Origin of the sequence: Bacillus cereus group sp. BfR-BA-01331, assembly GCF_022663915.1 — a bacterium.
GTDB lineage: Bacteria > Bacillota > Bacilli > Bacillales > Bacillaceae_G > Bacillus_A > Bacillus_A mycoides.
Window position 1 is genome coordinate 100,668 of sequence record NZ_JAKUGJ010000011.1, and the last position, 26,659, is coordinate 127,326.

Below are 26,659 nucleotides of genomic sequence, written 5' to 3' on the forward strand. Positions count from 1 at the left end.
TTTTTCAACACATAATTCGCTGCCTTGAAAAATACAGAATGCCATCGCAACCACACCCTCACTTTGTTTTAGCTTGGCATGGGGCAGGAAAAGGGGCTGACCGATTCTATGCATGGCCAGATGCTCTCTTTCGCCTAAAAAGAAAAGCTTTATGCCCTTTTTTAAGTTATCCCAATTCTTTATACACGAGCGATATTTGCTTGCTCATAACAAGCTTGCAATGATTCTTCAATTATTGTTAAACCTTCCTCAAGTTGCTCATCTGTAATCACTAATGGCATTAAAACACGAATAACATTTCCATATGTTCCTGCTGATAGTAGAAGTAATCCATGCTTATTTGCCTCTGCACATAAATTAGACGCTAATGTTTTATCAGGCGCTTTCGTCTTGCGATCTTGAACGAGCTCGAATGCACACATTGCCCCTAAGCCGCGCACATCACCGATGCAATTATATTTGTTTTTCATCTCTTGGAATCGGTTCATTACGACTTTCCCTACTTCTATCGCTCTATCATTTAATTTCTCTTTTTCTATTACATCAAGCACAGCTAATGCAGCCGCACATCCTAGTGGGCTTCCTGCATATGTTCCGCCCAGTTCTCCCGGTGCAGACTCATTCATAATTTCTTTACGTCCAATCACGCCACTTATCGGTACACCAGCACCTAATGATTTAGATACCGTAATTAAGTCTGGAACGACATCATAATGATCAATTGCAAAGTATTTTCCAGTACGACTAAAGCCTGTTTGAATTTCATCAGCTACAAATAAAATACCGTGCTCTGAACAAATGCTGCGTACTTCTTGAACGAATTTCTTACTTGGAACGATAAATCCGCCTTCCCCTTGAACAGGTTCCATTACAACTGCTGCAATTGTTTCTGGTGCTACTTCTGATATGAAGAAGTTCTTAAACTCTTCAATGATAAAGTCATCATACTGCTCTTCTGTTAAACCTTCTGGGCGACGGTATTCATATGGGAATGGCGCTTTATATACTTCTGGAGCAAATGGGCCAAATCCAAATTTATATGGTTTTACTTTACTTGTCATCGTCATTGTCATTAATGTACGCCCATGAAATCCTTTAGAAAATGCGATAATTCCAGGTCTCTTCGTATATTTACGAGCAATCTTCACTGCATTTTCAACCGCTTCTGCCCCACTATTTAAAAACAGCACTTGTTTATCGAAATTACCTGGTGCTACTGCGGCAAGCTTTTCCGCTAATTCAATATATGGCTCATACATCATCACATTAAATCCAGTATGAATATATTGATCTACTTGTTTATGAAGCGCTTCTTTAACAGCTGGATGACAGTGTCCTACATTAATTGTCCCAATTGCTCCTGCGAAATCAATGTACTGATTTCCATCCACATCTGTTACGAGTGCACCATTTGCAGATTGTACAAACGTTGGGATGCCGTTACTTACTCCTTTTGGTACTATATTTTGGCGGCGTTCTAATAAAGACGCTGCTTTCGGTCCAGGAATTTGTTCATTTACTTTAGCAAATTTTTTTGTGTTCATTGTGTACCCCATCCTTTTCTATACAATGTTTTCTCTTTATATTGCAAGATGTATGCCAACTTCCTCTTTCTAGTATTCATCCCATTCTCTTACTATCTCGGCATAAAAAAATAAGTCTATAAAGACTCATATAGAGTCCTTATAGACTTATTCATTTATACATTAGACTTTCCTTGTTCCCAAATAAACTCACCTGAATGAGAAATTAAATCTTCAACAGATTGTAATACTAAATCTGCAAGTGGTTCTAGCGTTTGACGATCACCCGTACCAGATAGTACGCCAATCGCATAACAGTCGCCACCATTTTTCGCTAAATATAAATCCGTCGGTGTATCCCCGACGACTGCTACTTCACATGTCTCTAAATTAAATCTCTCACAAAACGATTCTACAATTTTTTTATCTGGCTTCTGTGCTGGAAATGTATCTGAAGCTATAACACAATCAAAAAAAGCTTCCAATTGATATTGCTTTAAAAATAATTCTGTCGGCGCGAAATCATCAGCTGTAACGACACCTAGAATAAACCCTCTATCCTTTAACGCTTGTAAAACTTTCGGTAAATCTGCCGTCATTCTCATATGTGAACGATGCTCGTACATAAGAGCAAACAACTTTTCACTCACCCATTGATGCATCTCTTCTTCTCTAGATGATGCAATATACTTACAAAGCCCCTTGGCCACATCAAGACTCGTTCCAGCAGCGAGCGCACTACGCGGATGAACAAATGCTCCATCTACGCCAATCTCTTTTAATAAAGCCTGCTGCATTGATTCTGGTAATTGATATAAATTTATACATTCTGCAACAAGCTCTTCAGCTACTTTTATCCAAATTGAATGAAAATCCATTAATGTCCCATCTTTATCAAATAGTATTGCTTTTACCTTCTCCATAGCACCCTACCTCTCATTTCTTATCTCTTCCAGTGTATCAATAAAATATGGATATAAAATAAACGGATTGTAAAAATACCATAAAAATCAAACTAACTTACAATTTACAATTCATCTGCACATAGAGAACCTTTAATCAGTGGGGGAATCTTATTGCTCGCAAATAGTGAGGTGAAAGCAAAAAAAAGATGCCTTTACAGGGCATCCTCTTGGTGTTCAGGAACAAATAGTTCCAGACAATGATATATATTTTCGAATTCCATCGGTGCGTCTCCGCCATATTCACCATCTAAGTTGATCATTAATTTATCAGGTGAATGCACTTTAATACGATTCGCTTGTGTATATAGTACTTTCGGATTGTTAATATGTTCCCCACGCTGCGCTTGTGTTGCTGCTTTAATTAAATCAGCGATAGAACCTTTTTTCAGTACTAATAAATCAAATAATCCATCGTTAATAGATGCATATGGTGCTACTTTTTCGAATCCACCAACTGAACGAGTATTCGTAATTAAAAACATCGTAATTTCTTCTTGTAGCAACTTCCCATCATACTCAATTTCAACATATGTTGGATGTAATGATGGTAACATTTCGATTCCTTTTAAATAGTAAGCAAGTTGGCCTAATACCGTTTTTAGCTTGCTTGGTACTTCATATGTTAATTCTGTAATACGGCCGCCACCAGCGATATTAATGAAATATGTATCATTTGCTCTACCAAGATCTAACGGTACCGTTGTTCCTTCACAAATAATATCCGCAGCCTCTTCAATAACACGAGGTACACCGATCGCACGCGCAAAATCATTTGTCGTTCCAACTGGAATAATTCCAAACTTTGGACGATGCTCATGTCCTACTAAACCGTTCACTACTTCATTTAACGTACCATCACCACCAGCTGCGATAACAACATCAAACTTACGATCCGCAGCTTGCCTCGCTGCCACAGTCGCATCTCCAGGACCAGTTGTCGCATGACAAGACGCTTCATATCCAGCTTGTTCTAATTTTTGTAATACTTCTGGTAAGCTCTTCTTAAATAGCTCGCGCCCAGAAGTAGGATTATAAATAATTCTTGCTCGCTTCATCATTTATTAGCACAGGAAATTCCTTATTCATTGAAAAACGAATACACCGAACCCTTATTCAGTATCCCTATGCTTACCTCCTCTCATCTTCCTATCCTTCTTTAATTCCGCTCAAACAGGCAGTAAGAACCCGATTCGTGTAGCCCATCAAAAGTAACTATTCATTTTCAATGGTTTTGTTTTATTTGACAAAAAAATTTATGTCCATCTATTTCCTCACAACAATTTACATATAACGAATAATAATTATCTATTATTTCATGAGATGAAAAAAACCTCTATGTCTAGATTTATCATTATTCCCACCTTTTTGCAACTATCATACCATAGTTGCTATACAAACATTTTTTCACTTTTGACAGTTAATCAAACGTTTGTTTAAATTATTTTTCACCATTTAAACAAACGTTTGATTAACTCAGAAAAAACACCCAAATACGGGTGTTTTTTCTGTTTAATCTTTAAGAGTCTATACTATTTTAGCGTTCAAAAATAAGAATTCTTCTCTTTTTTTAGCGCTTATTAATCTCTTCAAGTAAGATTTTATTAACAAGCGGTGGATTTGCTTGTCCTTTTGTAGCTTTCATAATTTGACCAACTAAGAAGCCAATTGCACGGTCTTTACCGTTTTTAAAGTCTTCAATAGATTGCTCATTATTATCAAGAATTTCTGTTACAACCTTACGAAGTGTTCCTTCGTCAGAAATTTGAACCAGACCTTTCGCTTTAACGATTTCTTCTGGGTCTCCACCTTTTTCAATTAATTCATTAAATACTTTCTTCGCGATTTTAGAAGAGATTGTACCTTTTTCAATTAATTGAACCATTTTAGATAAACCAGCAGGCGTTAATGCAACGTCTTTTAATTCTTTTTGTTGTTTGTTTAAGTATGCAAGTACTTCACCCATTAACCAGTTTGATGTTAATTTCGCATCAGCACCGTCTGCAACTGTTGCTTCAAAGAAATCAGACATCTCTTTCGTTAATGTCAATACATGCGCATCATAAGCTGGTAAGCCAACTTCTTCAACATAGCGAGCTTTACGTGCATCTGGAAGTTCTGGAATAGAAGCACGAATTTCTTCTTTCCACTCATCGTCGATGTAAAGTTCAACTAAGTCTGGCTCTGGGAAGTAACGGTAATCGTCAGATCCTTCTTTTATACGCATTAAGATTGTTTTCTTCGTTGCTTCATCATAACGACGTGTTTCTTGTTGAATGATACCACCAGATAATAATTCTTTTTCTTGGCGCACTTGCTCATGCTCAAGACCTTTTTGCACGTAAGTGAAAGAGTTTAAGTTTTTCAGTTCTGCTTTTGTACCGAACTTCTCTTGTCCAACTGGACGAAGTGAAATATTCGCATCACAACGAAGAGAACCTTCTTCCATCTTACAATCAGATACACCTGTATATTGAATGATTGATTTTAACTTCTCTAAGTACGCATATGCTTCTTCTGGAGTACGCATATCTGGCTCAGATACGATCTCGATTAAAGGCATACCTTGACGGTTGTAGTCTACTAATGAACAGTCAGCTGCATGCGTTGATTTACCAGCATCTTCTTCTAAATGAAGACGTGTAATACCGATACGCTTCTTTTTACCGTCTACTTCGATTTCAATCCAACCATTTTCACCAATTGGCTTATCAAATTGAGAGATTTGGTAAGCTTTCGGATTATCTGGGTAGAAATAGTTTTTACGGTCAAACTTCGTTTCCGTTGCGATTTCACAGTTTAATGCCATTGCAGCTTTCATTGCAAAGTTAACTGCTTCCTTATTTAAAGTAGGAAGTACCCCTGGGTATCCTAAGTCAATTACACTTGTTTGTGTATTTGGCTCCGCTCCGAATTCTGTTGGACTCGCAGAGAAAATTTTCGAATTTGTTTTTAACTCAACGTGAACCTCTAACCCAATAATTGTTTCTAAATTCATCTATGCTCGCCTCCTTACAGACTTGCTTTTTTTGTATGATAGTCTGTTGCTTGCTCAAACGCATGTGCAACGCGGTAAATCGTCGTTTCATCGAAGTGTTTACCAATGATTTGTAGACCAAGTGGCATGTTGTTAGCACCGAATCCACATGGAACAGAAATCGCTGGAACACCCGCTAAGTTTACTGGAATTGTTAAAATGTCATTTGCATACATTGTCATTGGATCGTCCACTTTTTCGCCTACTTTAAATGCTGGAGTTGGCGTTGTTGGTCCAATAATAACATCGTAGTTAGCAAATACATTTTCAAAGTCATTTTTAATTAATGTACGTACTTGTTGTGCTTTTTTGTAATATGCATCATAGTAACCAGAGCTAAGAGCAAATGTACCAAGCATAATACGACGTTTTACTTCATCACCGAAACCTTCGCTACGTGTGTTTTTGTAAAGATCTAATAAGTTATTTACATTATCAGAACGAACACCGTAACGTACGCCATCAAAGCGTGAAAGGTTCGCAGATGCTTCAGAAGAAGATAATAAGTAATACGTTGCTAGAGCGTATTTAGAGTGTGGAAGAGATACTTCCTCCCAAGTTGCGCCCATACCTTCTAACACTTTTAAAGCAGCTAGCACTGACTCACGAGCTTCTTCGCCAACACCTTCGCCTAAGTATTCTTTCGGTACAGCAATACGTAAACCTTTAACATCGCCTGTTAAACCAGCTAAGTAGTTTCCTACTTCAACGTTTGCAGAAGTTGCATCCATACGGTCAATACCTGAAATAGCTTGTAATAAGTATGCATTGTCTTCTACTGTACGTGTAATCGGTCCGATTTGGTCAAGTGAAGATGCGAATGCTACTAATCCGTAACGAGATACGCGTCCGTAAGTTGGTTTTAAACCTACAACGCCGCAATATGCAGCTGGCTGACGGATAGAACCACCCGTATCAGAACCTAGAGAGAATAATACTTCTCCTGCTGCTACTGCTGCTGCAGAACCACCACTAGATCCGCCTGGAACGTAATCTAAGTTCCATGGATTTTTTGTAGCGTAGAAGCCTGAGTTTTCATTTGAAGAACCCATTGCGAACTCGTCCATATTTAATTTACCAATTGTAACTGTGTCAGCAGCTTTTAGCTTTTGTACAACTGTCGCATCGTAAATTGGATCGAAGTTTGCTAACATTTTGCTCGCACAAGTTGTACGAAGACCGTTAGTTACAATGTTATCTTTTACACCAATTGGCATACCGAATAATAAACCATTATCCTCAGCACCAATCTTTGCATCTAATTCTTTCGCTTTCGCGCGTGCATTTTCTTCATCTAATGTAAGAAAAGCTTTTACGTTATCTTCAACATCCGAAATACGTTTGTAAGATTCTTCTACTAAATCCGTAACGGAAATTTCTTTGTTGTTTAACTTCTTATGTAACTCTGATACAGAATGATCAAATAATGACATCGAAATTCCCTCCTCTATTCTAATACTGCTGGAACACGGATTTGATTATCTTTGTGATCCGGTGCATTTTTTAATACTTCTTCCACTGGTAAACCTTTTTCTGGCACATCTTCACGCATAACATTTTTCATAGTTAATACATGAGTTGTTGGTTTTACATCAGTTGTATCTAATTCATTTAACTGTTCTGCAAATGTAACAATTGCATCTAGTTGTTTTTGGAATTTTTCTGCTTCTTGATCAGTAATTGCAAGACGTGCTAAATGTGCTACGTGCTTTACATTCTCAACGGAAATTCTTGACACGGCTAGGCCACCTCCATAATATATCGTTCAATCTACAATACTATTGATGATACCAAATTTTCAGTACTTCAAGCAAGTCAACACACGGCACTTACGGTATTTTTACATAAAAAAAGAAAGGCAAATGCCTTTCTTTACAATTTACTCTTTATCTAACGATTTATTTTTCGGAAATCTCTCGTTATCTTCCTCATTATCACGAATTGTTTTTTGTAATACAAAACAAGACATCGTTAAAAATAATGTTCCGATTAAATAGTACCCTTTTACACTAAGCGTTTCATCTAACGTGTAAATCCCAATTAGCATTCCTGAAAGCGCACAAACAAATGAAGTCCATGCTAAAAACGTGAACGCTTGCGTATTTCGTCTTCTCATCGTTCTCCCCCTCGTTAGCTGTACACCCATTATAGATAAATATATTTATCACAATGGGTTTTTATGTAAAATTACTTTTCTATTTATTAATCTATCACAAAAAATTTCCATTTTGAAGGTAATTTTCTTTCTAATCTGAAAAAACAGTTAAAAACATTGACATTTATTTCAATTCCACATAAAATAAAAACAAATATTACGAACCTCGAAATATACGGGAGTGGAAATAATTGTTGCAATATGAACATTTTTTAGACTTACTGCTAGATAACGCCAAGAAACTTTTCTATCCTGAAGAATGGGTAAGCCTTGATTTAACACTTTCCAAGACAGAAGTATTTTGTTTACTTTGGATGGAGCGAAATACGGATATTACAATGACAAAAATTGCTGATCTTCTGGATATACCGATGAGTACCACAACGGGCGTTGTAAATCGCCTTGTAAAAAAGGGATATATTGAACGCTACCGGAATGAAAGCGATCGACGCATTGTATTAATTCGTTTAACAGAAAACGGCGTAATGCTCGTTCAAGAAGTAAAACAAAATGCGGCCCATTACTTTAGCCTAGTGACAGACGCATTGTCAGAAGAAGAAAAAGCATTCTTACTACAAATATTCCAAAAGATCATGAATCACATTGCTACGTCACAGCAAAAAACAGAAGAAAAGGTTTCTACACCTAAAATGAAAAACATTCCGATTGAATAAGACCCTAGTTGGGTTTTTATTCAATTAAATATTTCGACACTCGTAATATTCGACATTCGAAACAAAGGGGATATTAATGATGAGAATTATTCTGTATACAGGTAAAGGCGGCGTAGGAAAAACTAGCATTTCAGCAGCAACAGCAATCCAAAGTGCAAAACAAGGATTAAAAACCTTAGTAATGAGCACAGATCCTGCTCATAGTTTAGGGGATTCATTTGGCATAAAACTATCTTCTGAGCCACTAGAAATTCGCGAAAACTTGTGGGCACAAGAAATTAACACTATTTATGAAATGGAAAAAGGCTGGGGGAAATTGCAGAAATATATTACACTACTCTTCACTTCCAAAGCAGCCGATGATATTACAACAGAAGAATTAACAATGTTTCCTGGTATGGAAGATTTAATTAGCTTACTTCGAGTACTCGATTATTATAAACACAACACTTACGACGTCATCATTATTGATTGCGCACCGACTGGAGAAACTTTAGCAATGCTTAGCTTTCCAGACATGCTCGGCTGGTGGATGGAAAAACTCTTTCCTATTAAAAGAAAGATTTTAAAAGTTGTTCGTCCTGTAGCTCAACCACTTCTTGGTGTCCCCCTTCCAACTGATGATATTATGGACGAATTAACGAATACGCTTGAACAACTTGGAGAAATGAGAGATATTTTATCAAACCGAGAAGTAACGAGCATTCGCGTTGTTGTAAATCCTGAAAAAATGGTCATTAAAGAAGCTCAGCGCAGCTTTACGTATTTAAACTTATACGATTATAACGTAGATGCCATTATGATTAACCGCGTCATCCCTAACACTGTTACCGACCCTTACTTTCAGGCATGGAAAGATACACAAAAGAAATATAAGGCGTTAATTAAAGATAGTTTTCAGCCACTTCCTATTTACGAAGCTCCGATGTTTGAACAAGAAGTTGTTGGTTTACCTATGTTAGAGCGTGTAGGAAATACTTTATTCAAATCAGACCCTTCTCCTACTGAAGTGAAATTTAATGGCCGCACACAATATGTAAAAAAAGATGGCGATGAGTATATTTTCGTTCTGTCTATTCCCTTCTCAAACAAAAGTGAACTTTCATTAAATCAAAAAGGTGACGAGCTTATCATTCGTGCTGGTTCTGTTAAACGCAACATCACATTACCCAAAACGTTAACACACCTTTCTATTCAAGGGGCAAAATTTGAAGAGGATGTACTGAACATTCGATTTGGAGGTGTAGTGCATGCGTGAGGAATTACTAAGGAAGATAATTCGTACAAAAATAAAAATCGGTATGCGTATATTAGAAGAGCTACCGAATCCGATTCAGCAATCAGCTAAGCACGCACTAAATATTTTGCAAGAGGAGCTCTCCTCCTATGCTGAAGAACAACCGCAACCTGAGAGTAATTTAAAAAGCATCATAATTGAATAACTATACCCTTGTAGAAAGCCTTTTCTTATAGGCTTTCTATCCCTTTATTGGAGCTGATATAAGTTGATAAAAACATCTTCAACAAGACATTTCACCACTAATACAATCAGGCTAATCCCCCTTCTATTCTTTTTTCATAACCTTGAAGAAGCTTTCCAAATGCCACAATATATCGCTAATCGATTTTCGATCCATTTTATAACTAACAAACAATTTTTCATTGCAATTTCCATATTAACAACCTTCGTCTTACTCATAGTCATTCTATATCAATTAAGCATCATATCTTCTATTTACTTGATCATTTTTATACAGGGCTGTATCTTCTTTAACGCCGTTCAACATATTATCTTGTATTTCATTTATCGTTCTTATAATCCAGGAGTAATCTCAGCATCTATCATTATCCTATTTTCTCTTTTCTTATTTTCATCAAAGAAACTATTAATCCCTAAAAAGAAATTAGCAAGTACACTCATTTTTAGTTTAATCTCTTACCCAATCATAATTTGGATTTCCTTATTATTAGCCAGCTGCTTTAATTAAAAAAAGACCAGGAAAACTCCTGGTCCATCACTCTACTTAACAAACATTGGATTCTATGTTATACAAAATTGGAAGGTACAGAATTAGGGTTTTGTTTGTTAAGTAGATTATATGTTGAACGAGCTAACAGCGGAGGGGTTCCTACTGCTAGTCCGTTAAACTCAATATTATTTTGCGATTTTTGCAAGCTCATCAAGTGAAAGATCTACTGAAATTGAACCATCATTCGTTTCTTTCTTAATTGCATCTGTTACTTCTTTTGAATGATACAATTCAATTACTTTTTTCAGCGTTGGATCATCTTTGTCTTTCGTACGAGCTGCGAAAATATTAATATAGGCCTTTGCATTTTCATTCTTTGGATCTTCTAAGAAAATAGGATCCTTCGCTGGATCTAATCCAGCTTGACCAGCAACACCGTTATTAATAACTGAAGCTGCTACATCTTTTAATACACGAGGTGTTTGCTGTGCGATAACCGGTGTAATCTTTAGCTTCTTCGGATTTTCAGCAATGCCGCTTGGATCTCCAAATAGACCGAAATCTTTCTTAAGCTTTAATAATCCAGCTGCATCAAGAAGTTTTAATGCACGCGCTTGGTTCGTTGGATCATTCGGAATAGCAATTTCCGAACCATCTGGAATTTCATTTGCTTTCTTATATTTTTCAGAGTATAAGCCCATCGGCGCAATTTGCGTTGTACCAACAGCTGTAATATCTAACTTATGCTCCTTTTTAAATTGCTCTAAGAAAGCAATGTGCTGGAATGAGTTTAGTTCAATATCTCCATCAGCTAACGCTTTGTTGGGCGTTGTGTAATCCGAGAACTCAACCAGTTTAACTTTAATCCCTTCTTTTTCAGCTTTTTTCTTTAAAATTTCCCAAGCGTCTCCATCTGTTCCAGTTACACCTACGCGAACTACTTTCTCTTTCGCGCCTGCACCTGTGTCTCCACCTGAGCAGCCGCTTAACGCTGTAATTCCTACGATCGCTGATAATGCAAATGCTAAAATTTTCTTCATTTTCTTTTCCCCTCTTCCTTTTTATGATCTGCGTAAAAAGACTTTCGCAAAGTAGTTCCCTAAATTTTGAGCTACCTGTACAAGAATAATAAGTAAAACGACCGTTACGAACATAACTGACGTATCAAAACGTAGATAACCATATGTCATTGCTAAGTCGCCAAGACCTCCACCACCGACAAGTCCAGCAACTGCAGAAAATTCAATTAAACCAACTGTCATAAACGTTACACCTAAGATTAATGGTGCTAACGCTTCTGGCACGAGGATTTCAAAAACAATTCTAATTGGTGAAGCACCCATTGCTTGCGCTGCTTCAATTACCCCTTTCGGAACAGAAACAAGATTTGTTTCAACCATTCTAGCAATACCAATTGATGCAACTAGCGTCATTGGAAAGATTGCTGCTGCCGTTCCAATCGTCGTTCCGATAACACTTCTTGTTAGTGGGCTTAAAGCTACTAAAAAGATAATGAATGGAACCGGACGAATTGTATTAATTATGATATTAAGAATAGAAAAGACCCATTTATTTTCTAAAAAGTTTCCTTTCCTCGTTACATACAACAGTAAACCTAGAGGTATACCAAGAATTGTAGCGAATATAAGGGTTACAATTACCATTAAGAGGGTATCCCCCGTCGCATCTAATATGCGAGGCCAAAATATACTCCAATCAACTCGCATGTGCTTCTACCTCCTTCAGCTGCACTTGCAGTCTTAGATGTTGTAATGCTTTTTGAATTTCTTTCTGTTCACCTTGTAGTTCTACAAGAAGATTTCCAAATAGCACATTTTGGAGTTCAATAATATTTCCATAAAGAACATTTACATCGACGTTATAGTTTTTCGCAATATATGATAGTACAGGCTGCCCTGTCTCTTCCCCAGTAAAAGTCAGGCGATAAATCTGACCTCCGTTTTGAATTTTCGCTAGAACACTTTCTGGTAAGTGATCATTAATAACAGAGCGTACAAAATTTTGAGTTGTCTTTGTTTTTGGTTGTGTGAAAACGTCAAACAGTTTACCTTCTTCAATTACTTTTCCTTTTTCCATAACGGCTACACGGTGACAAATTTCTTTCACAACGTGCATTTCATGTGTAATAAGTAGAATCGTTAAATTGTACTCTCTATTTACTTTCTTTAATAAATTTAAGATTTCTGTCGTTGTTTCCGGATCTAAAGCTGATGTTGCCTCATCACATATGAGAATATCCGGTGATGTCGCAAGTGCTCTTGCAATCCCAACACGCTGCTTTTGCCCACCTGATAACTGCTCTGGATAATAGTTCGCTTTATCTTCTAAACCAACAAATTTTAGTAGTTCATTCACTCTTTCTTTTATCTCATTCTTCGGCAATTTCGCTAACCTTAATGGATAAGCAATGTTCCCAAACACCGTTCTTGAATTAAATAGATTGAAACTTTGGAAAATCATCCCAATTCTTTGTCTTAGTTTCCGTAATTCTTTCGCCGATAATGATGTAATATCTTTATCATCTATTGAAATTGTTCCTGCAGTTGGTCTTTCTAACATATTTACTAAACGTAATAACGTACTCTTTCCAGCACCACTAAATCCGATAATGCCGAAAATTTCGCCCTTTTCAACTGACAGCGTTACATCCTCAACCGCATGAACAGATTGCCCACCTGATTCATATACTTTACTCACATTGTTAAAAGAAATCATTTTCTTCCCTCCTATATGCTGTAAAAACTTGAAGTAGAGCTTTCGAGGTAAAATAAAAAGTGCTCTCCTTCTTATCAGTAATAAAAGATAAGAAGGAGAGCACTTTTATATGTACTCATTCACATCTTCTCATCTTCCAAGCCTTTATAGGCTTGCTGGAGTTAGCACGGTATTAAAAAACCCGTTGCTGAGGTATCGTAGGGCCAGTCCCTCCACCTCTCTGGATAAGAGTGTATCGATTTAATTGTCGTTTAATTAAGTCTTATTATAGAACTCAGAATAATGAGAGTCAATACAATTTTTAGAAAAAACATTAATTATTTCTCTATTTAAATTTTTAAATAAGAAGTAACAATACAATAGTGATTTTTAAAGTTATGTAAAATCCTTCTCACTCATACTTTTAAAAAGGAGAATCTTCTCTACTCATTGAATAACATTATTTGAATATGAAATCGGAGGAAGATAGATATATGAAAACAGCTCTTTTGCTCGTCGACATTCAAAATGATTATTTTCCAAGTGGAATGATGGAATTACGTAATCCAGTAGAAGCAAGTGAATATGCTAGTCAGCTACTACAACATTTTAGAATAAGAAACGAACCTATTTTTCATATCCAACATGTAGCTATAAAAGATAGCGCTACTTTTTTCCTACCCAATACAGAAGGTGTCCATATTCACGAAAATGTCCGTCCACTTAGAGAGGAAACCGTTATCCTTAAACATTATCCAAATAGCTTCCGAGAAACTGATCTTCTAGAACAATTACAACGTTCAGGAATTGAGCACGTCGTAATATGCGGGATGATGACCCATATGTGTATTGATGCTACAGTAAGAGCTGCTTTTGATTTTGGCCTTCACTGTACCGTAATACACGATGCTTGTGCTACAAAAGATCTTTCATTTAAGAATGCTACTATACCAGCTGTTTATATTCATAATACAATTTTGGCGAGTTTAAATGGAGTATACGCAAATATAATGAGTACAGAAGAGTTTTTAGCGCCCTAAAAAAAACACTCCTTTCAGTTAGCAAAGCCGAAAGGAGTGTTCTCTTGTCTAACCATAGATTTTCTTTCAAATTGTATTATACAGGAAATCCTCAAAATGAATACTAAAAAATATGACTAATAAGTCAATTTTTCTCGTTGTTTTGTTTCTATTTACATGTTTATCCCGATATTAATAGGGTTTAGCTAGTTCCAACCACCAAATAGTAATATACGGTAATACCTTTCGATTCAAATTAACTAACTCCTATTATAGAGAGTTTCTCAAAAAGAAGAGATCTTCACAGACTGTGAAGATCTCTTCTACTATTTCTTATAAAGTTTCAGAAGTAGTTTTTGCTTGCATGTGAAGTGCTAAGTAGTCAGGACCACCAGCTTTAGAGTCTGTACCAGACATGTTAAAGCCACCGAATGGTTGGTAACCTACGATTGCACCAGTACATCCACGGTTGAAGTATAAGTTACCAACGTGGAAGTCTTCACGTGCTTTTTCAATATGGTCACGGTTGTTAGTAACAACTGCTCCTGTTAAACCGTATTCTGTATTGTTTGCAATTGCAAGTGCATGATCAAAGTCTTTTGCTTTACAGAATGCTACTACTGGTCCGAAGATTTCTTCTTTCATTAAGCGAGCATCTTCTGCAACGTCAGCAACGATTGTTGGTTGGATGAACCAGCCTTTAGAATCGTCTCCTTCGCCACCTGATACGATTTTACCTTCTTCTTTACCAATTGCAACATAGCTCATTACTTTATCGAATGCAGCTTGGTCATTAACAGGTCCCATGTTAATATCTTTTGCATCTGGGTTACCTACTGTTAATTCTTTTGTTAATTCAACAGCACGATTTAATACATGATCGTATACATCTTCATGGATTACTGCACGAGAACATGCAGAACATTTTTGTCCTGAGAATCCGAATGCTGATGCAACGATAGATTTAGCTGCTAATTCAAGATCTGCCTCTTTATCAACAACGATTGTATCTTTACCGCCCATTTCAGCGATAACACGTTTTAACCAAATTTGTCCCGGGTTTACTTTTGCTGCACGTTCGTAAATACGAATACCTACATCGCGAGATCCAGTAAAGCTAACGAAACGTGTACGAGGGTGATCTACTAAGTAGTCACCAACTTCAGAGCCATTACCTGGAACGAAGTTTACTACGCCAGCTGGTAAACCAGCTTCTTCTAATACTTCCATAAATTTCGCTGCTACTACAGGAGTTGTACTAGCTGGTTTTAGTAATACTGTGTTACCAGAAACTACAGCAGCTGTTGTCATACCTGCCATAATTGCGAATGGGAAGTTCCAAGGAGAAATAATAACACCTACTCCTAATGGAATGTAAGAGAAACGATTATATTCAATTGGACGGCTTTCTACTGGAATACCGTCTTTTAATTTCAACATTTGACGAGCATAATATTCCATAAAATCGATTGCTTCTGCTGTATCAGCATCTGCCTCATTCCATGGTTTACCTGCTTCTTTTACAAGAATAGCAGAGAACTCATGTTTTCTACGACGAACGATTGCTGCAGCACGGAATAAAATATCTGCACGCATTTCTGGTTTTGACTTTCTCCAAGTTTGGAATGTTGCATCCGCTACTTGCATTGCTTTTTCAGCTAATTCACGGCTTGCTTTTGAAACGCGACCAACAAGTTCCTCTTTATTTGCAGGGTTTACAGAAACAATTTTGTCTTCTGTAGTGATTTTTTCTCCCCCGATAATTAATGGATAGTCTTGTCCAAGATAAGATTCTACTTTCTTTAAACCCTCTTCAAACGCTAATTTGTTAGCCTCTACTGAAAAATCTGTAAATGGCTCATGTTTGTATGCTACTACCATCTTTTTAGCCTCCCCTTAGAAAAACGTTTACATTTTACAACATTATTCTACACGATAATTTAGATTTATTCAAATATTCCTAGACTTATATTTTAAAAATTAATAAATTTTTAAAATATAATAAAAAAAAAGAGATTCATACATACGTATGAATCTACAAAATATGAGTATATTCCAAAACATTTTTCCCGATTAATAAAATAGTAACTAATAAAAATAAAGTCCTTACATATCCAACACCTTTTTGAACCGCAAACTTCGATCCAAAATAAGCACCTAAAATCATTGATAAGCCCATAATTATACCGTATTCAAAATGAATCACATCTAAAAATAAAAAAGTAATTAAAGATACGATATTACTAACGAAGTTCAAAAGTTTTCCAGATGCTGCCGCTTGAATAAAATCCAAACCAATTAATAAAAATGCAAAAATTAAAAAGGATCCTGTCCCTGGTCCAAAAAAACCATCATAAAACCCTATCATTAAAATAACAAAGAAAAATATTAATGTTTTCCCTTTTGTCATCTTTTTATAGGTAGATGCACTTCCCCAATCTTTTTTCGCAATAATATAAATGGCAATAAAAACCAACATTACGAGTACTAGTGGCCGCAAAATATCAGGCGGAATAAACTTTACTACTAAGGCCCCTGCGACTGCTCCAATAATAGTTAACGGGATTAACTTTCCTACAATCCGAAAATCCACCTTACCTGATCGAATAAAATAAATTGTACTAGTAAGCGTCCCCATCGTTGCAGCTAATTTATTCGTTGCAATTGCCGAAGCTGGTGATAAACCAACAAACATAAGTGCAGGAAGCGAAATTAACCCTCCCCCTCCAACAACTGAGTCAATAAAAGCAGCTAAAAATCCGAATGCAATTAATAGAATAATGACTTGAAAGCTTAGTTCTTCCATGAATTTGCCCCTTACCCCTTTATTTGTAACATTTAAAATTATAACAAAATTTTTCAAGAAAAAAAGCTGTTCCTTTATGGAACAGCTCTCATCTTTAATCTAAAATTTTCACAAACGGTTCATCTTGCTTCGCTTCACGTATAATAATTGCTTCTGGACGTTCTACAGATTTAATTGTTACTTGTACTTTCATATAATTCGGGAAGTATTCCATAACAAGTCCAGCTACATATTGTGTAAAACCAATTACTTCAGCTTTCCCATTGAATTGGACAGGAATATCGAGCTTCATTTCTCTTAATTCATCATCTCTATACATTCCAGTACCGATAACAGCTGTATAATCTCCTTGGAAATACTCACTTAATTTTGCTTTAAAGTTTGACACCCTCGCAAGATCTTCACGTTTATTATCCGATTTCGCTTGTTCAGACGGGAATAAATAGTATTTCTCATTGATCGGCTTCCAATCCTCAACCGTTTCACTGCCTTTTTCTACCTTAGCATAAGAAACAAAATTCCCTGGTACAAGCGAAGACTTTGGACCTTGACGATAAATCGCAAATGTAACCGGAATATTTTTTATTTCAGGCTTTTTTTGCTGCATTACTTTCAAGATTTCTTGGGCCATCCTTTTCCCTTCAGCTAACATTTTTGCATCTGGAATTGCAGCCTCACGCGGATAACCATGCTCTTCCTCATAATATTGAACAGAATTCATCGCTAATCCAACTACAATGCCACCACGTTCAACATCGTTCTCACCTTTTCTTACATAATAATCATGCTCTAAAATATTTGAGATATACATTGGACTTTTTTTATTCTTTACTTCTAGCGATTCTGATCCTTCACTTAAGGCTGGATTCAACCCTACATTCGGAAATTTAACCGCATCTTTTTTCAACTTATCCTCTAGCTCTTTTTGTTCAGCATCTGTACGCTTTCTTTTCACAAGCATTTGAATCGTTTGTGTGTCTAAAACGTCTCCACCTTTAAAGAAATAATCTTTCGTGCTAAATGATTCTTTCGCAATGCGCATTAGTCCCGTTTCAAATTCATCTATATCTAGACGATTGTTCAAACTTTGTCCAACTAAACCACGTGCACGACCTGGATCAAATGGAACCGTTGTCTTATAATATTCATCCGAAATCGAGTATTTCGGGATAACAGCTTGCTCTTTCGCTTTCCCCGATTTCTCAGCTGCTTTTTCATCTTTATTGGAACCCATACTACACCCACTTACAAGTAGGCTAAGACTTAATACCGCTAACGCTATTTTTTTCATCGTAAGTTTGCACCTCTTACTTATTCAGCTCTTGTAAGAACCTCTCTTCATTCCAAACTTCAACATTGTGCTTCTCTGCTTGCGCTAATTTCGAACCAGCAGCTTCACCAGCAACAACTAAATCCGTACTTTTACTAACACTTCCTGTTACTTTTCCACCTAATGCCTCAATATTCTTCTTTGCTTCACTGCGTCCCATAACTTCTAATTTCCCTGTTAAGACGACAGTTTTTCCTGCAAAGTACGATTCAACATTTTGTAAATCAGCAATTTTCATACCTTTGTATGCCATGTTCACGCCATACTCTTTAAATTGTTGTAATAGCTCTAATACGTCTTCATTATCGAAATACGTTACAACGGATTGAGCCATTTTTTCACCAATCTCGTTAATTGTTTTTAGTTCTTCTTCCGTCGCTTTCACAAGCTCATCCATCGTTTCGAAATGCTCAGCAAATGTACGTGCGGCTTTCGCACCGACGTGGCGAATACCAAGACCGAATAATAATCGCTCTAATGAGTTTTCCTTAGAATTCTCAATTGCTTGGACTAAATTTGTTGCTGATTTTTCACCGAAACGTTCTAGTTCTAATAATTGCTCTTTCGTCAATGAATATAAATCAGCAAACGTACGAATATAATCCGCATCAAAGAGTTGTGTAATTACACGTTCTCCAAGTCCATCAATATTCATTGCATTTCTTGAAACGAAATGGATTAATCCTTCACGAATTTGAGCTGGACAAGTCGGATTTATACATCGAAGTGCTACTTCTTCTTCTAAACGAACAAGTTCACTCTCACATGCTGGACAATGCGTTGGCATATGATATTCTTCTTCCTCACCAGTACGCTTATCAAAAATAACGTTCACAACTTCAGGAATAATATCTCCAGCCTTTTTCACAACAACGTAGTCACCAATTCGAATATCCTTTTCACGAATTAAATCTTCGTTATGTAAAGAAGCACGACGGACAATAGTTCCGGCTACTCGCACTGGCTCCAGCTCTGCAGTTGGTGTTACAACTCCTGTACGGCCGACACTTAATTCAATCCCTGTTAATCTCGTCACAACTTCTTCAGCTGGGAATTTATAAGCTATTGCCCATCTTGGACTCTTTGCTGTAGTTCCTAAGCTTTCTTGAATAGCAACATCGTCTACTTTTATAACAATTCCGTCAATCTCATAATCAAGATGCGGGCGTTTTTCTTGCCACTCTTCTACATAGGCTATTACGTCTTCAATTGTTTCACATGTACGACGATTTGGATTCGTCTTAAATCCAAGCTCACCTAAGAAATCCAGTGATTCACTGTGGGATGGAATTGTTTTTTCTTCTACATTAGCAAGACCATACACAAACATAGATAAGTTACGCTTCGCTGCAATTTTCGGATCAAGTTGGCGTATCGATCCTGCTGCCGCATTACGTGGATTCGCAAATACATCTTCACCATTTTGCTCTTTTTCCTCATTTAATTTAACGAATGAACGCTTCGGCATATAAGCCTCGCCTCGTGCTTCTAACGTTACTTCTTCATTTAAACGCAGCGGGATAGCTTTAATCGTTTTTAAGTTTTGGGTAATATCTTCACCCGTTATACCATCACCACGTGTTGCTCCTTGAATGAAGCGTCCTTTTTCATAATGAAGTGAAACAGCAAGTCCGTCAATTTTTAATTCGCATATATATCTTACATTCGCATCATCAATTCCCTGATGTACTCTTCGATCAAAATCACGCAAATCTCCTTCATTAAACGAGTTTCCTAAACTTAACATTGGTGATTTATGCGTTACCTTTTCAAATATATCAAGAACAGTCCCCCCAACGCGAATGGAGGGAGAGTCTTCACTCATAAACTCTGGGTTCTCTGCTTCTAATTTTATAAGCTCCTGCATATCACGGTCATATTCCGCATCAGAAACAGAAGGATTGTCTAATACGTGATATTGATAGTTAAATGTATTTAACAAATCACGCAGTTCTTCTATACGTTTTTTGGCTATCTCTTTTGACATATCCTCAGTCCTTTCCTATTGTTTCGTCACAGGTGCAAATTTTGCTAATAAACGTTTAATACCAATTGGGCTTGGGAACGCAATATCTAATTCTTTTGAATCTCCTTCACCCTTTACACTTACAACTGTACCGACTCCCCACTTCTGGTGAGCAGCTTTATCGCCTATTCCCCAGCCAATTTGCTCGCCACCTGTCGTCTTAACAGCCGGACGCGCGAAAGCTGAACGAGAACGTGTTGTAGTTGCGCTTGTCGTTCTTCCTTTTGCACCAAACGAAGTTTCACGCTTCGGTGCTGTTTCGTTTAATGGTTCTACTAATTCTGTCGGAATTTCTGTAATAAATCGAGATGCTGCATTCATACTTGTTCTACCAAATAAAGTACGCATTTGAGCATTGGATAAGTATAGCTCTTCTTCTGCACGAGTAATACCTACATAGGCAAGACGACGCTCTTCTTGCATTTCATCCTCTTCCATAAGAGAACGAGTATGCGGGAATATCCCTTCCTCTAAGCCAACAATAAAGACAACTGGGAACTCTAATCCTTTTGCTGAGTGCATCGTCATTAAAATAACTTCTTCACCAGCAGTTGGATCTTCATCTACACGATCAATATCCGCAACAAGAGCTAAGTCTGTTAAGAATGCAACAAGGCTCTTATCTTCGCTTTGGGATTCAAATGTTTGTGTAACAGATAAAAACTCGTCTAAGTTTTCTAAACGACCTTCTGCTTCTAAAGAACGCTCATTTTTCAACATATCGCGATAGCCTGTCTTCTCAATAACTTCTTCTACTAATTCTGTAACAGATAAATACTCTTGCATATTTACCCAGTTGTGTAATAAACTTGCGAATTCTTTTACTGCTTTTGTTATTTTTGCACTTACACCAACATGCTCAATCTCATCAAATACAGCAGTTAATGAGATTCCGTTTTGCACACCATAATTAATAATTTTATCGATAGAAGTCGCACCAATCCCACGCTTTGGCATGTTTATAATACGTGCAAAACTAATCTCATCATCTGGATTCCCAATTAAACGTAAGTATGCCAAAATGTCTTTAATCTCTTTACGGTCGTAGAACTTAGTACCTCCGACGATTTTGTAAGGGATATTAGATTTCAGGAAAATCTCCTCAATCATACGAGACTGGGCATTTGTACGATATAACACTGCAAAATCAGTATATTTTCGGTTCCCCATTTGAATATCATCACGAATTTTTTTCGCAACAAAATACGCTTCGTCCTTTTCGGTTGCAGCACGATAATACGAGATTTTGCTTCCAATTTGATTGTCTGTCCATAATTTCTTCGGTTTACGGTTTGAATTTTTTTCAATTACAGCATTAGCTGCATTTAAAATATTTTGTGATGAACGATAATTTTGTTCTAACAAGATAACTTGCGCATTCTCATAGTCTTTTTCGAATGACAAAATGTTAGAAATGTCAGCCCCGCGCCAGCGGTAAATAGACTGATCCGAATCACCAACAACACAAAGGTTTTTAAAACGTGATGCCAAATGTTTAACAAGAAGGTACTGAGCTTTGTTCGTATCTTGATACTCATCAACGTGAATATATTGGAATTTACGCTGATAAAACTCTAGTACTTCTGGAACACGTTCAAATAGCTGAATCGTCGTCATAATTAAATCATCAAAGTCTAATGAGTTATTTTTCAAAAGACGTTTTTGATATTCTGTATATACATCGCTCGTTAATTTTTCATATGGATCAGCGGTTGTAATTTTTTTTGCATATTTATCTGCAGATAACAGTTCATTTTTCGCATTGCTAATACCCGCTAAAATAGAGCGCGGCTCAAACTTCTTCGGGTCAATATTGCGCTCCTTCATAATTTTTTTTACTACAGTTAACTGATCACCTGAATCTAAGATTGTAAAGTTACGATTAATACCAATGCGGTCAATATCACGTCGTAAAATACGTACGCACATAGAGTGGAACGTAGAAATCCAAATATCTTCTGCTTCTGGTCCAACAAGTTTATCAATACGCTCACGCATTTCACGAGCAGCTTTATTTGTAAAGGTAATTGCTAGTACATTCCATGGCGCCACACCTTTTTCACCAAGTAAATATGCAATACGGTGTGTTAACACACGTGTTTTCCCACTACCTGCGCCTGCCATTAATAGAAGTGCTCCATTTGTTGTTTGTACTGCTTTTTGTTGCTGCGGATTTAAACCATTTAATAACTTATCTGTCGTACTCATATGTGCCTGCACCTACTCTCCTTTTACTGCTTTAACTGTTTTTAATGCCGATTTTATATCATCATAAATAATATTTCCAACAACTACTGTATCAGCATACTGTGCCATTTCTTTCGCTTGTTCTGCATTAGAAATACCACCGCCATAATATAGCTTAGCTTGTTTCAATTCTGCTTTTACATTTTTAACAAGCTCAATATCTCCATACGTCCCGCTATATTCTAAATAGAATATAGGTAAATGTAATAACTTGTCTGCTAAACGTGCATATGCAATAACATCATCTTCTGTTAAATCACATTTTGCATCTGTAAGCTGGGCTACTTTCGCTTCAGGGTTTAAAACACAATACCCTTCCATGAAAATTTCGTCCCAGTCCATAATATCCCCAAATTCTTTCAATGCCTCATGATGAACACCTGTTACCCATTCTACTTTTCGGCTATTTAAAACGCTTGGGATATAATAAAAATCAAATCCTGGTGTAATTGCCTCCACATCAGAAACCTCTAACACACAAGGAACTGCATATCTACGAATGCTAACTAGCATGTGTAATACGTTATCAATTGTCACTCCATCACTTCCGCCTACAATAACAGCATCCGTTCCAGATTCACAAATCATTTCTAAATGTTCGTCACTTAACTCCTTATTTGGATCAAGCTTAAACACATGTTTCCATTTGGAAATATCGTACATGAAAACACCCTTTCTTTTCTCTAGTTATATAATTTCTGTTCAAAATAACAGTTAATTTTTATCAAGATTTTTTACATTCCTTGCTATATCTTTACCGGACTGGCGTATGCAACGATGAAATGCGACAGCTATCTTTACCGGACTTTTTGAACTTCCTTTTACGCATTCTTTCATTATAACAAAAAAAACTACCTACACACACGCCCAATCCAACATCTTTTTCAACGTCAAATGTTGGATTACATATCAAAAAACTTATACGGAATACTAACAAATGAAATAGTATTTTCTATTTCGAAGTTAATTAAAAAAGGAGTGTTTTTCTAATGAAGCAAAACATCGGCACAATTAGTGCTCTAATTCGAATTACACTCGGACTCATCCTCTTCGGTTGTAGTACAGCTAAACTCGTACGTAAACCTTGGTGCACTTGGTCTAAAGTTTTGCTATGGGTTGGTGCCATGAAAATTGCGGAGGGAATCGTTCGTTTCTGCCCTATTGTTGAAGCCTGTAAGTTTGGAAAATATATGAATATGAGCGCATTTAAAATGCCTAGCATGAATTTCACTGAAAAAGGACATAATAAAGAAGAAGTTAATTCAGCTTCCAGTCATGACAAGCCAAAGTCAAAGTCAGATGGAAGTTATGACACTTCTGACAAAGAGATTGAGTCAGCGATTGAAGAATTAATCCTGGCAAAACCGCTTTGAATCATTTGTCACGATGCAAGATGCTCTCAAAGGGACTTAGCTGCTGCAGTGGGCAGCTAAGTCTTCTTTATTTTACCACGAAAAAGAACGTACATTCTCGTTTTTCACCCTTAAAACGTACATAAAAGATATCAAACAATAAAATTCAGAAAATTAGGTGTAACCCTCTTGCATGTAATGATATAAAAGTGATATCATTTTTATATCAAGGAGGCGATCATATGAAAGAAAAACAAGTATTTTATGTTAATGGATTTCTCGGCGTTATTGGAATTTTAGTTTTAGCCGCTATCGGTGTATTTTGCCTTGTACAAGAAATGTTTGTAATAGCTATTTTAGCTCTCATATTAGCATCTGTTTTAGCTACAGGTATCGGTATCGTTCAACCGAATCAAGCGAAAGTTATTACGTTCTTCGGTAGTTATTTAGGAACAATTCGTCAAAATGGTTTATTTTTAACAATTCCATTCGCGTTTCGTCAAACTGTATCTTTACGTGTTGAAAACTTTAACAGTAAGAAATTAAAAGTAAACGATGTTGAGGGAAATCCAATTGAAATTGCAGCCGTTATCGTATATAAAGTTGTTGATTCCGCAAAAGCAATTTTCGGTGTTGAGCATTATGATCGATTCGTAGAAATTCAAAGTGAAACAGCAATCCGCCACGTTGCTACAAAATATCCTTATGATAATTTCCAAGATGAAACTTGCATCACGTTACGAGGAAATACTGAAGAAATCTCTGAGGAATTAAAGCGTGAGTTAGAAGCACGACTTGAAATCGCTGGCGTAGAAGTATTAGAAACTCGTTTAACACATTTAGCTTACGCAACAGAAATTGCCCATGCAATGCTTCAACGTCAACAAGCGAAAGCGGTATTAGCTGCTCGAAAAGAGATTGTTGAAGGTGCTGTGAAAATGGCTAAAGATTCAATCCTCATGCTAGATGAAGAAGGCGTACTTGATTTAGATGACGAGCGTAAAGCAAATATGGTAAACAACTTATTAGTTGCCATCGTTTCAGATAAAGGTGCGCAACCAGTTATTAATACAGGAAGCCTATATTAAAGGTTGTAAATGATTATGGCCAAAAAGAAAAGCTTTCCATTACGTATTGATCCTGAATTACACGCAGTCATCGAAAAATGGGCGAATGATGAGTTTCGTAGCGTCAATGCACACATCGAGTATTTACTTCGAGAAATGGCAAAGCAAAAAGGGAAATTGAAAAAAGATAAAGATGCATAAAAATCCCGCTGAGAAATCAGCGGGATTTTTTATACATTAGCTTCTCGTCATCTCATGACCAATTGCACGATATCCTATATCACTTCGGTAAAATAAACCATCACTCTCAATTTTACCGATTTCTTTATAGACCTTATCTTTCGCTTCTTGTAAACTATTCGCCTTACAAGCAACAAATAATACACGGCCACCGTTTGTTACAAAGTCACCATGTTTCATCGCTGTACCCGCATGGAAAACAATCACATCTTGCAGTGCATCTAATCCGTTAATAATTTCACCTTTTTTATATGCTTCTGGATATCCTTTCGAAGCAAGTACGACACCAATAACTGCTTCCTTTGACCATTGTAACGTTAATTCACTTTCATCTAATACAGCGTTACATACATCAACTAAATCATTTTCTAAGCGTGGTAATACAACTTCCGTTTCAGGATCACCAAAGCGTGCATTGAACTCAATTACCTTTGGACCATCATTCGTTAAAATAAGCCCCGCATATAAAATTCCTGTAAACGAACGATTTTCTTGGATCATCGCTTTAGCAGTTGGATGTAATACTGTTTGAATCGCTTCTTGAACCGCTGACTCCGGAATTTGTGGTACTGGAGAATATGCGCCCATTCCGCCTGTATTAGGACCTTTATCGCCGTCAAAAGCTCGTTTATGATCTTGAGCAATTACCATCGGATGTACAGTTGTTCCATTTACAAATGCCATTAATGAAAATTCTTGTCCATCTAAAAACTCTTCAATAACGACCTTCTTGCTTGCTGCGCCGAATTTCACATCTTGTAGCATTTCTTTCACAGCTTGCAATGCATCTTCAAGCGTCATTGCTACCGTTACACCTTTACCAGCAGCTAATCCATCTGCCTTAATTACAATCGGCGCACCAACTTTTTGAATGTACTTTACTGCCTCTTCATAGTCTGTAAAAGTTTCATATGCCGCAGTTGGGATATCATACTTTTTCATCAATTCTTTTGTAAAAGCTTTACTACCTTCAATAACAGCAGCCGCTTTATTAGGACCAAATACACGAAGTCCCTCTTCCTTAAAACGATCCACGATTCCGTTCATAAGTGGAATCTCTGGTCCAACGAAAGTTAATTCAACATTCTTCTCTTTTGCAAATAAGACTAATGCATCAAAATCATTTTCATCAATATCAACTGGTGTTGCAACATCTCGCATACCTTCATTACCTGGCGCTACATATACTTTTTCTACCTTTTCAGATTGCGCAAACTTCCAAGCTAAAGCATGCTCACGTCCACCGCGGCCGATTACTAAAACATTCATATTTCATCCCCCAATAATTAAATAAGTACAAACTAGAAGCTATGCTCCTAGTTTGTTTTCATATCAATAAAAGTTTAAAAAGGAGGATCAAGAGAACCGAGCAGGTCGAGGCGCATTTGCCAGGAGGACACGGAGTGTAGCTTTCCTACATGAGTACCGCACTGGCATTGCAACGGCGACATGCGACAGTTATCTTGACCGGACTTTTTAAACATCCCTAACAATAACAGTTTAAAAGGGAGGATCAAGAGAACCGAGTAGGTCGAG

At 36.9% G+C, this 26,659-nt stretch carries 25 protein-coding genes and 1 riboswitch; of the genes, 8 read left to right on the top strand and 17 right to left on the bottom strand.

Annotated elements, in window-relative coordinates:
• Positions 1-179: 179 nt before the first annotated feature.
• The 7 genes from gabT to MR155_RS19840 form a co-directional block, all read right to left on the bottom strand.
• Positions 180-1,544, bottom strand: coding sequence for a 4-aminobutyrate--2-oxoglutarate transaminase (gene gabT, locus MR155_RS19810; protein ID WP_016103209.1), 1,365 nt, complete (start codon positions 1,542-1,544; stop codon positions 180-182).
• A gap of 155 nt (positions 1,545-1,699) precedes the next feature.
• Positions 1,700-2,446 (bottom strand): HAD family hydrolase, encoded by a 747-nt coding sequence (locus tag MR155_RS19815; RefSeq protein WP_002029491.1) that lies wholly within the window; start codon positions 2,444-2,446, stop codon positions 1,700-1,702.
• 194 nt (positions 2,447-2,640) lie between these two features.
• Complete coding sequence (locus MR155_RS19820) at positions 2,641-3,546, bottom strand: diacylglycerol kinase (protein WP_002010051.1); 906 nt, start codon at positions 3,544-3,546, stop codon at positions 2,641-2,643.
• A gap of 509 nt (positions 3,547-4,055) precedes the next feature.
• On the bottom strand, positions 4,056-5,483 hold the full coding sequence (gene gatB, locus MR155_RS19825) for an Asp-tRNA(Asn)/Glu-tRNA(Gln) amidotransferase subunit GatB (RefSeq protein WP_219300458.1): 1,428 nt from the start codon (positions 5,481-5,483) through the stop codon (positions 4,056-4,058).
• A gap of 14 nt (positions 5,484-5,497) precedes the next feature.
• Complete coding sequence (gene gatA / locus MR155_RS19830) at positions 5,498-6,955, bottom strand: Asp-tRNA(Asn)/Glu-tRNA(Gln) amidotransferase subunit GatA (protein ID WP_002139408.1); 1,458 nt, start codon at positions 6,953-6,955, stop codon at positions 5,498-5,500.
• A gap of 14 nt (positions 6,956-6,969) precedes the next feature.
• Positions 6,970-7,260 (bottom strand): Asp-tRNA(Asn)/Glu-tRNA(Gln) amidotransferase subunit GatC, encoded by a 291-nt coding sequence (gene gatC / locus MR155_RS19835; protein ID WP_000086999.1) that lies wholly within the window; start codon positions 7,258-7,260, stop codon positions 6,970-6,972.
• 141 nt (positions 7,261-7,401) lie between these two features.
• On the bottom strand, positions 7,402-7,638 hold the full coding sequence (locus MR155_RS19840; RefSeq protein WP_002029490.1) for a YiaA/YiaB family inner membrane protein: 237 nt from the start codon (positions 7,636-7,638) through the stop codon (positions 7,402-7,404).
• 230 nt (positions 7,639-7,868) lie between these two features.
• Between MR155_RS19840 and MR155_RS19845 the strand changes: the two genes are divergently transcribed.
• The 4 genes from MR155_RS19845 (at position 7,869) to MR155_RS19860 (ending at position 10,339) form a co-directional block, all read left to right on the top strand.
• Positions 7,869-8,351, top strand: a complete 483-nt coding sequence (locus MR155_RS19845) for a MarR family winged helix-turn-helix transcriptional regulator (RefSeq protein WP_000942491.1) — start codon at positions 7,869-7,871, stop codon at positions 8,349-8,351.
• 76 nt (positions 8,352-8,427) lie between these two features.
• Positions 8,428-9,609, top strand: a complete 1,182-nt coding sequence (locus tag MR155_RS19850) for an ArsA family ATPase (RefSeq protein WP_242310901.1) — start codon at positions 8,428-8,430, stop codon at positions 9,607-9,609.
• Positions 9,602-9,793, top strand: coding sequence for a DUF3926 domain-containing protein (locus MR155_RS19855; RefSeq protein ID WP_242310902.1), 192 nt, complete (start codon positions 9,602-9,604; stop codon positions 9,791-9,793). The genes MR155_RS19850 and MR155_RS19855 overlap by 8 nt, the downstream gene beginning before the upstream one ends.
• A gap of 63 nt (positions 9,794-9,856) precedes the next feature.
• The gene (locus MR155_RS19860) at positions 9,857-10,339 is read left to right on the top strand and encodes an HXXEE domain-containing protein (protein WP_242310903.1); all 483 of its coding nucleotides are present in this window, start codon (positions 9,857-9,859) and stop codon (positions 10,337-10,339) included.
• 167 nt (positions 10,340-10,506) lie between these two features.
• On the opposite strand, the gene MR155_RS19865 is transcribed toward MR155_RS19860, so the two are convergent.
• Genes MR155_RS19865 through MR155_RS19875 form a run of 3 tightly spaced genes read right to left on the bottom strand, consistent with a single transcriptional unit; the run spans position 10,507 to position 13,057 of the window.
• Positions 10,507-11,361, bottom strand: coding sequence for a MetQ/NlpA family ABC transporter substrate-binding protein (locus MR155_RS19865; RefSeq protein ID WP_113938037.1), 855 nt, complete (start codon positions 11,359-11,361; stop codon positions 10,507-10,509).
• A 21-nt stretch (positions 11,362-11,382) separates the two neighbouring features.
• Positions 11,383-12,048 (bottom strand): methionine ABC transporter permease, encoded by a 666-nt coding sequence (locus MR155_RS19870; protein ID WP_113938038.1) that lies wholly within the window; start codon positions 12,046-12,048, stop codon positions 11,383-11,385.
• Positions 12,038-13,057 carry a methionine ABC transporter ATP-binding protein gene (locus MR155_RS19875; RefSeq protein ID WP_002029486.1) on the bottom strand — a complete coding sequence of 340 codons (1,020 nt, stop codon included), beginning with the start codon at positions 13,055-13,057 and terminating at the stop codon, positions 12,038-12,040. Before MR155_RS19875 ends, MR155_RS19870 begins: the two co-directional genes overlap by 11 nt.
• A 126-nt stretch (positions 13,058-13,183) precedes the next feature.
• Positions 13,184-13,288, bottom strand: a riboswitch (SAM riboswitch).
• Positions 13,289-13,530: 242 nt separating this feature from the next.
• Between MR155_RS19875 and MR155_RS19880 the strand changes: the two genes are divergently transcribed.
• Positions 13,531-14,076, top strand: coding sequence for a cysteine hydrolase family protein (locus MR155_RS19880; RefSeq protein ID WP_016093464.1), 546 nt, complete (start codon positions 13,531-13,533; stop codon positions 14,074-14,076).
• A gap of 312 nt (positions 14,077-14,388) precedes the next feature.
• On the opposite strand, the gene pruA is transcribed toward MR155_RS19880, so the two are convergent.
• The 6 genes from pruA to pcrB form a co-directional block, all read right to left on the bottom strand.
• Positions 14,389-15,936 (bottom strand): L-glutamate gamma-semialdehyde dehydrogenase, encoded by a 1,548-nt coding sequence (pruA, locus tag MR155_RS19885; protein WP_002124887.1) that lies wholly within the window; start codon positions 15,934-15,936, stop codon positions 14,389-14,391.
• A gap of 154 nt (positions 15,937-16,090) precedes the next feature.
• Positions 16,091-16,861 (bottom strand): TSUP family transporter, encoded by a 771-nt coding sequence (locus MR155_RS19890; protein WP_002010034.1) that lies wholly within the window; start codon positions 16,859-16,861, stop codon positions 16,091-16,093.
• A gap of 94 nt (positions 16,862-16,955) precedes the next feature.
• A complete protein-coding gene (locus MR155_RS19895; protein ID WP_242310904.1) occupies positions 16,956-18,152 on the bottom strand; it encodes a CamS family sex pheromone protein in 1,197 nt (398 codons plus the stop codon).
• 16 nt (positions 18,153-18,168) lie between these two features.
• Complete coding sequence (ligA, locus tag MR155_RS19900) at positions 18,169-20,178, bottom strand: NAD-dependent DNA ligase LigA (protein WP_242310905.1); 2,010 nt, start codon at positions 20,176-20,178, stop codon at positions 18,169-18,171.
• A 15-nt stretch (positions 20,179-20,193) separates the two neighbouring features.
• Entirely contained in the window at positions 20,194-22,425 is a 2,232-nt protein-coding gene (pcrA, locus tag MR155_RS19905; protein ID WP_219300552.1) for a DNA helicase PcrA, read from the bottom strand.
• A gap of 12 nt (positions 22,426-22,437) precedes the next feature.
• On the bottom strand, positions 22,438-23,127 hold the full coding sequence (gene pcrB / locus MR155_RS19910) for a heptaprenylglyceryl phosphate synthase (RefSeq protein ID WP_113735433.1): 690 nt from the start codon (positions 23,125-23,127) through the stop codon (positions 22,438-22,440).
• A 326-nt stretch (positions 23,128-23,453) separates the two neighbouring features.
• Here pcrB and MR155_RS19915 point away from each other — a divergent pair, with 326 nt between their 5' ends.
• From MR155_RS19915 to MR155_RS19925, 3 genes are all read left to right on the top strand, one after another.
• Entirely contained in the window at positions 23,454-23,837 is a 384-nt protein-coding gene (locus MR155_RS19915) for a YgaP family membrane protein (RefSeq protein WP_219300554.1), read from the top strand.
• A gap of 221 nt (positions 23,838-24,058) precedes the next feature.
• On the top strand, positions 24,059-24,904 hold the full coding sequence (locus MR155_RS19920; RefSeq protein ID WP_219300556.1) for an SPFH domain-containing protein: 846 nt from the start codon (positions 24,059-24,061) through the stop codon (positions 24,902-24,904).
• Positions 24,905-24,919: 15 nt separating this feature from the next.
• Positions 24,920-25,084 (top strand): type II toxin-antitoxin system antitoxin, encoded by a 165-nt coding sequence (locus tag MR155_RS19925; protein WP_001085171.1) that lies wholly within the window; start codon positions 24,920-24,922, stop codon positions 25,082-25,084.
• A 36-nt stretch (positions 25,085-25,120) separates the two neighbouring features.
• Here the strand turns inward: MR155_RS19925 and purD are convergent, their stop codons facing one another.
• Positions 25,121-26,392 carry a phosphoribosylamine--glycine ligase gene (gene purD / locus MR155_RS19930; RefSeq protein WP_242310906.1) on the bottom strand — a complete coding sequence of 424 codons (1,272 nt, stop codon included), beginning with the start codon at positions 26,390-26,392 and terminating at the stop codon, positions 25,121-25,123.
• Positions 26,393-26,659 lie beyond the last annotated feature (267 nt).

Coding starts and splice junctions, on each gene's coding strand:
- gabT (WP_016103209.1), bottom strand. CDS start 1,544: ATGAACACAAAAAAATTTGCTAAAGTAAATGAACAAATTCCTGGACCG.
- MR155_RS19815 (WP_002029491.1), bottom strand. CDS start 2,446: ATGGAGAAGGTAAAAGCAATACTATTTGATAAAGATGGGACATTAATG.
- MR155_RS19820 (WP_002010051.1), bottom strand. CDS start 3,546: ATGATGAAGCGAGCAAGAATTATTTATAATCCTACTTCTGGGCGCGAG.
- gatB (WP_219300458.1), bottom strand. CDS start 5,483: ATGAATTTAGAAACAATTATTGGGTTAGAGGTTCACGTTGAGTTAAAA.
- gatA (WP_002139408.1), bottom strand. CDS start 6,955: ATGTCATTATTTGATCATTCTGTATCAGAGTTACATAAGAAGTTAAAC.
- MR155_RS19840 (WP_002029490.1), bottom strand. CDS start 7,638: ATGAGAAGACGAAATACGCAAGCGTTCACGTTTTTAGCATGGACTTCA.
- MR155_RS19850 (WP_242310901.1), top strand. CDS start 8,428: ATGATGAGAATTATTCTGTATACAGGTAAAGGCGGCGTAGGAAAAACT.
- MR155_RS19855 (WP_242310902.1), top strand. CDS start 9,602: ATGCGTGAGGAATTACTAAGGAAGATAATTCGTACAAAAATAAAAATC.
- MR155_RS19865 (WP_113938037.1), bottom strand. CDS start 11,361: ATGAAGAAAATTTTAGCATTTGCATTATCAGCGATCGTAGGAATTACA.
- MR155_RS19870 (WP_113938038.1), bottom strand. CDS start 12,048: ATGCGAGTTGATTGGAGTATATTTTGGCCTCGCATATTAGATGCGACG.
- MR155_RS19875 (WP_002029486.1), bottom strand. CDS start 13,057: ATGATTTCTTTTAACAATGTGAGTAAAGTATATGAATCAGGTGGGCAA.
- MR155_RS19880 (WP_016093464.1), top strand. CDS start 13,531: ATGAAAACAGCTCTTTTGCTCGTCGACATTCAAAATGATTATTTTCCA.
- pruA (WP_002124887.1), bottom strand. CDS start 15,936: ATGGTAGTAGCATACAAACATGAGCCATTTACAGATTTTTCAGTAGAG.
- MR155_RS19890 (WP_002010034.1), bottom strand. CDS start 16,861: ATGGAAGAACTAAGCTTTCAAGTCATTATTCTATTAATTGCATTCGGA.
- MR155_RS19895 (WP_242310904.1), bottom strand. CDS start 18,152: ATGAAAAAAATAGCGTTAGCGGTATTAAGTCTTAGCCTACTTGTAAGT.
- ligA (WP_242310905.1), bottom strand. CDS start 20,178: ATGTCAAAAGAGATAGCCAAAAAACGTATAGAAGAACTGCGTGATTTG.
- pcrA (WP_219300552.1), bottom strand. CDS start 22,425: ATGAGTACGACAGATAAGTTATTAAATGGTTTAAATCCGCAGCAACAA.
- pcrB (WP_113735433.1), bottom strand. CDS start 23,127: ATGTACGATATTTCCAAATGGAAACATGTGTTTAAGCTTGATCCAAAT.
- MR155_RS19915 (WP_219300554.1), top strand. CDS start 23,454: ATGAAGCAAAACATCGGCACAATTAGTGCTCTAATTCGAATTACACTC.
- MR155_RS19920 (WP_219300556.1), top strand. CDS start 24,059: ATGAAAGAAAAACAAGTATTTTATGTTAATGGATTTCTCGGCGTTATT.
- MR155_RS19925 (WP_001085171.1), top strand. CDS start 24,920: ATGGCCAAAAAGAAAAGCTTTCCATTACGTATTGATCCTGAATTACAC.
- purD (WP_242310906.1), bottom strand. CDS start 26,392: ATGAATGTTTTAGTAATCGGCCGCGGTGGACGTGAGCATGCTTTAGCT.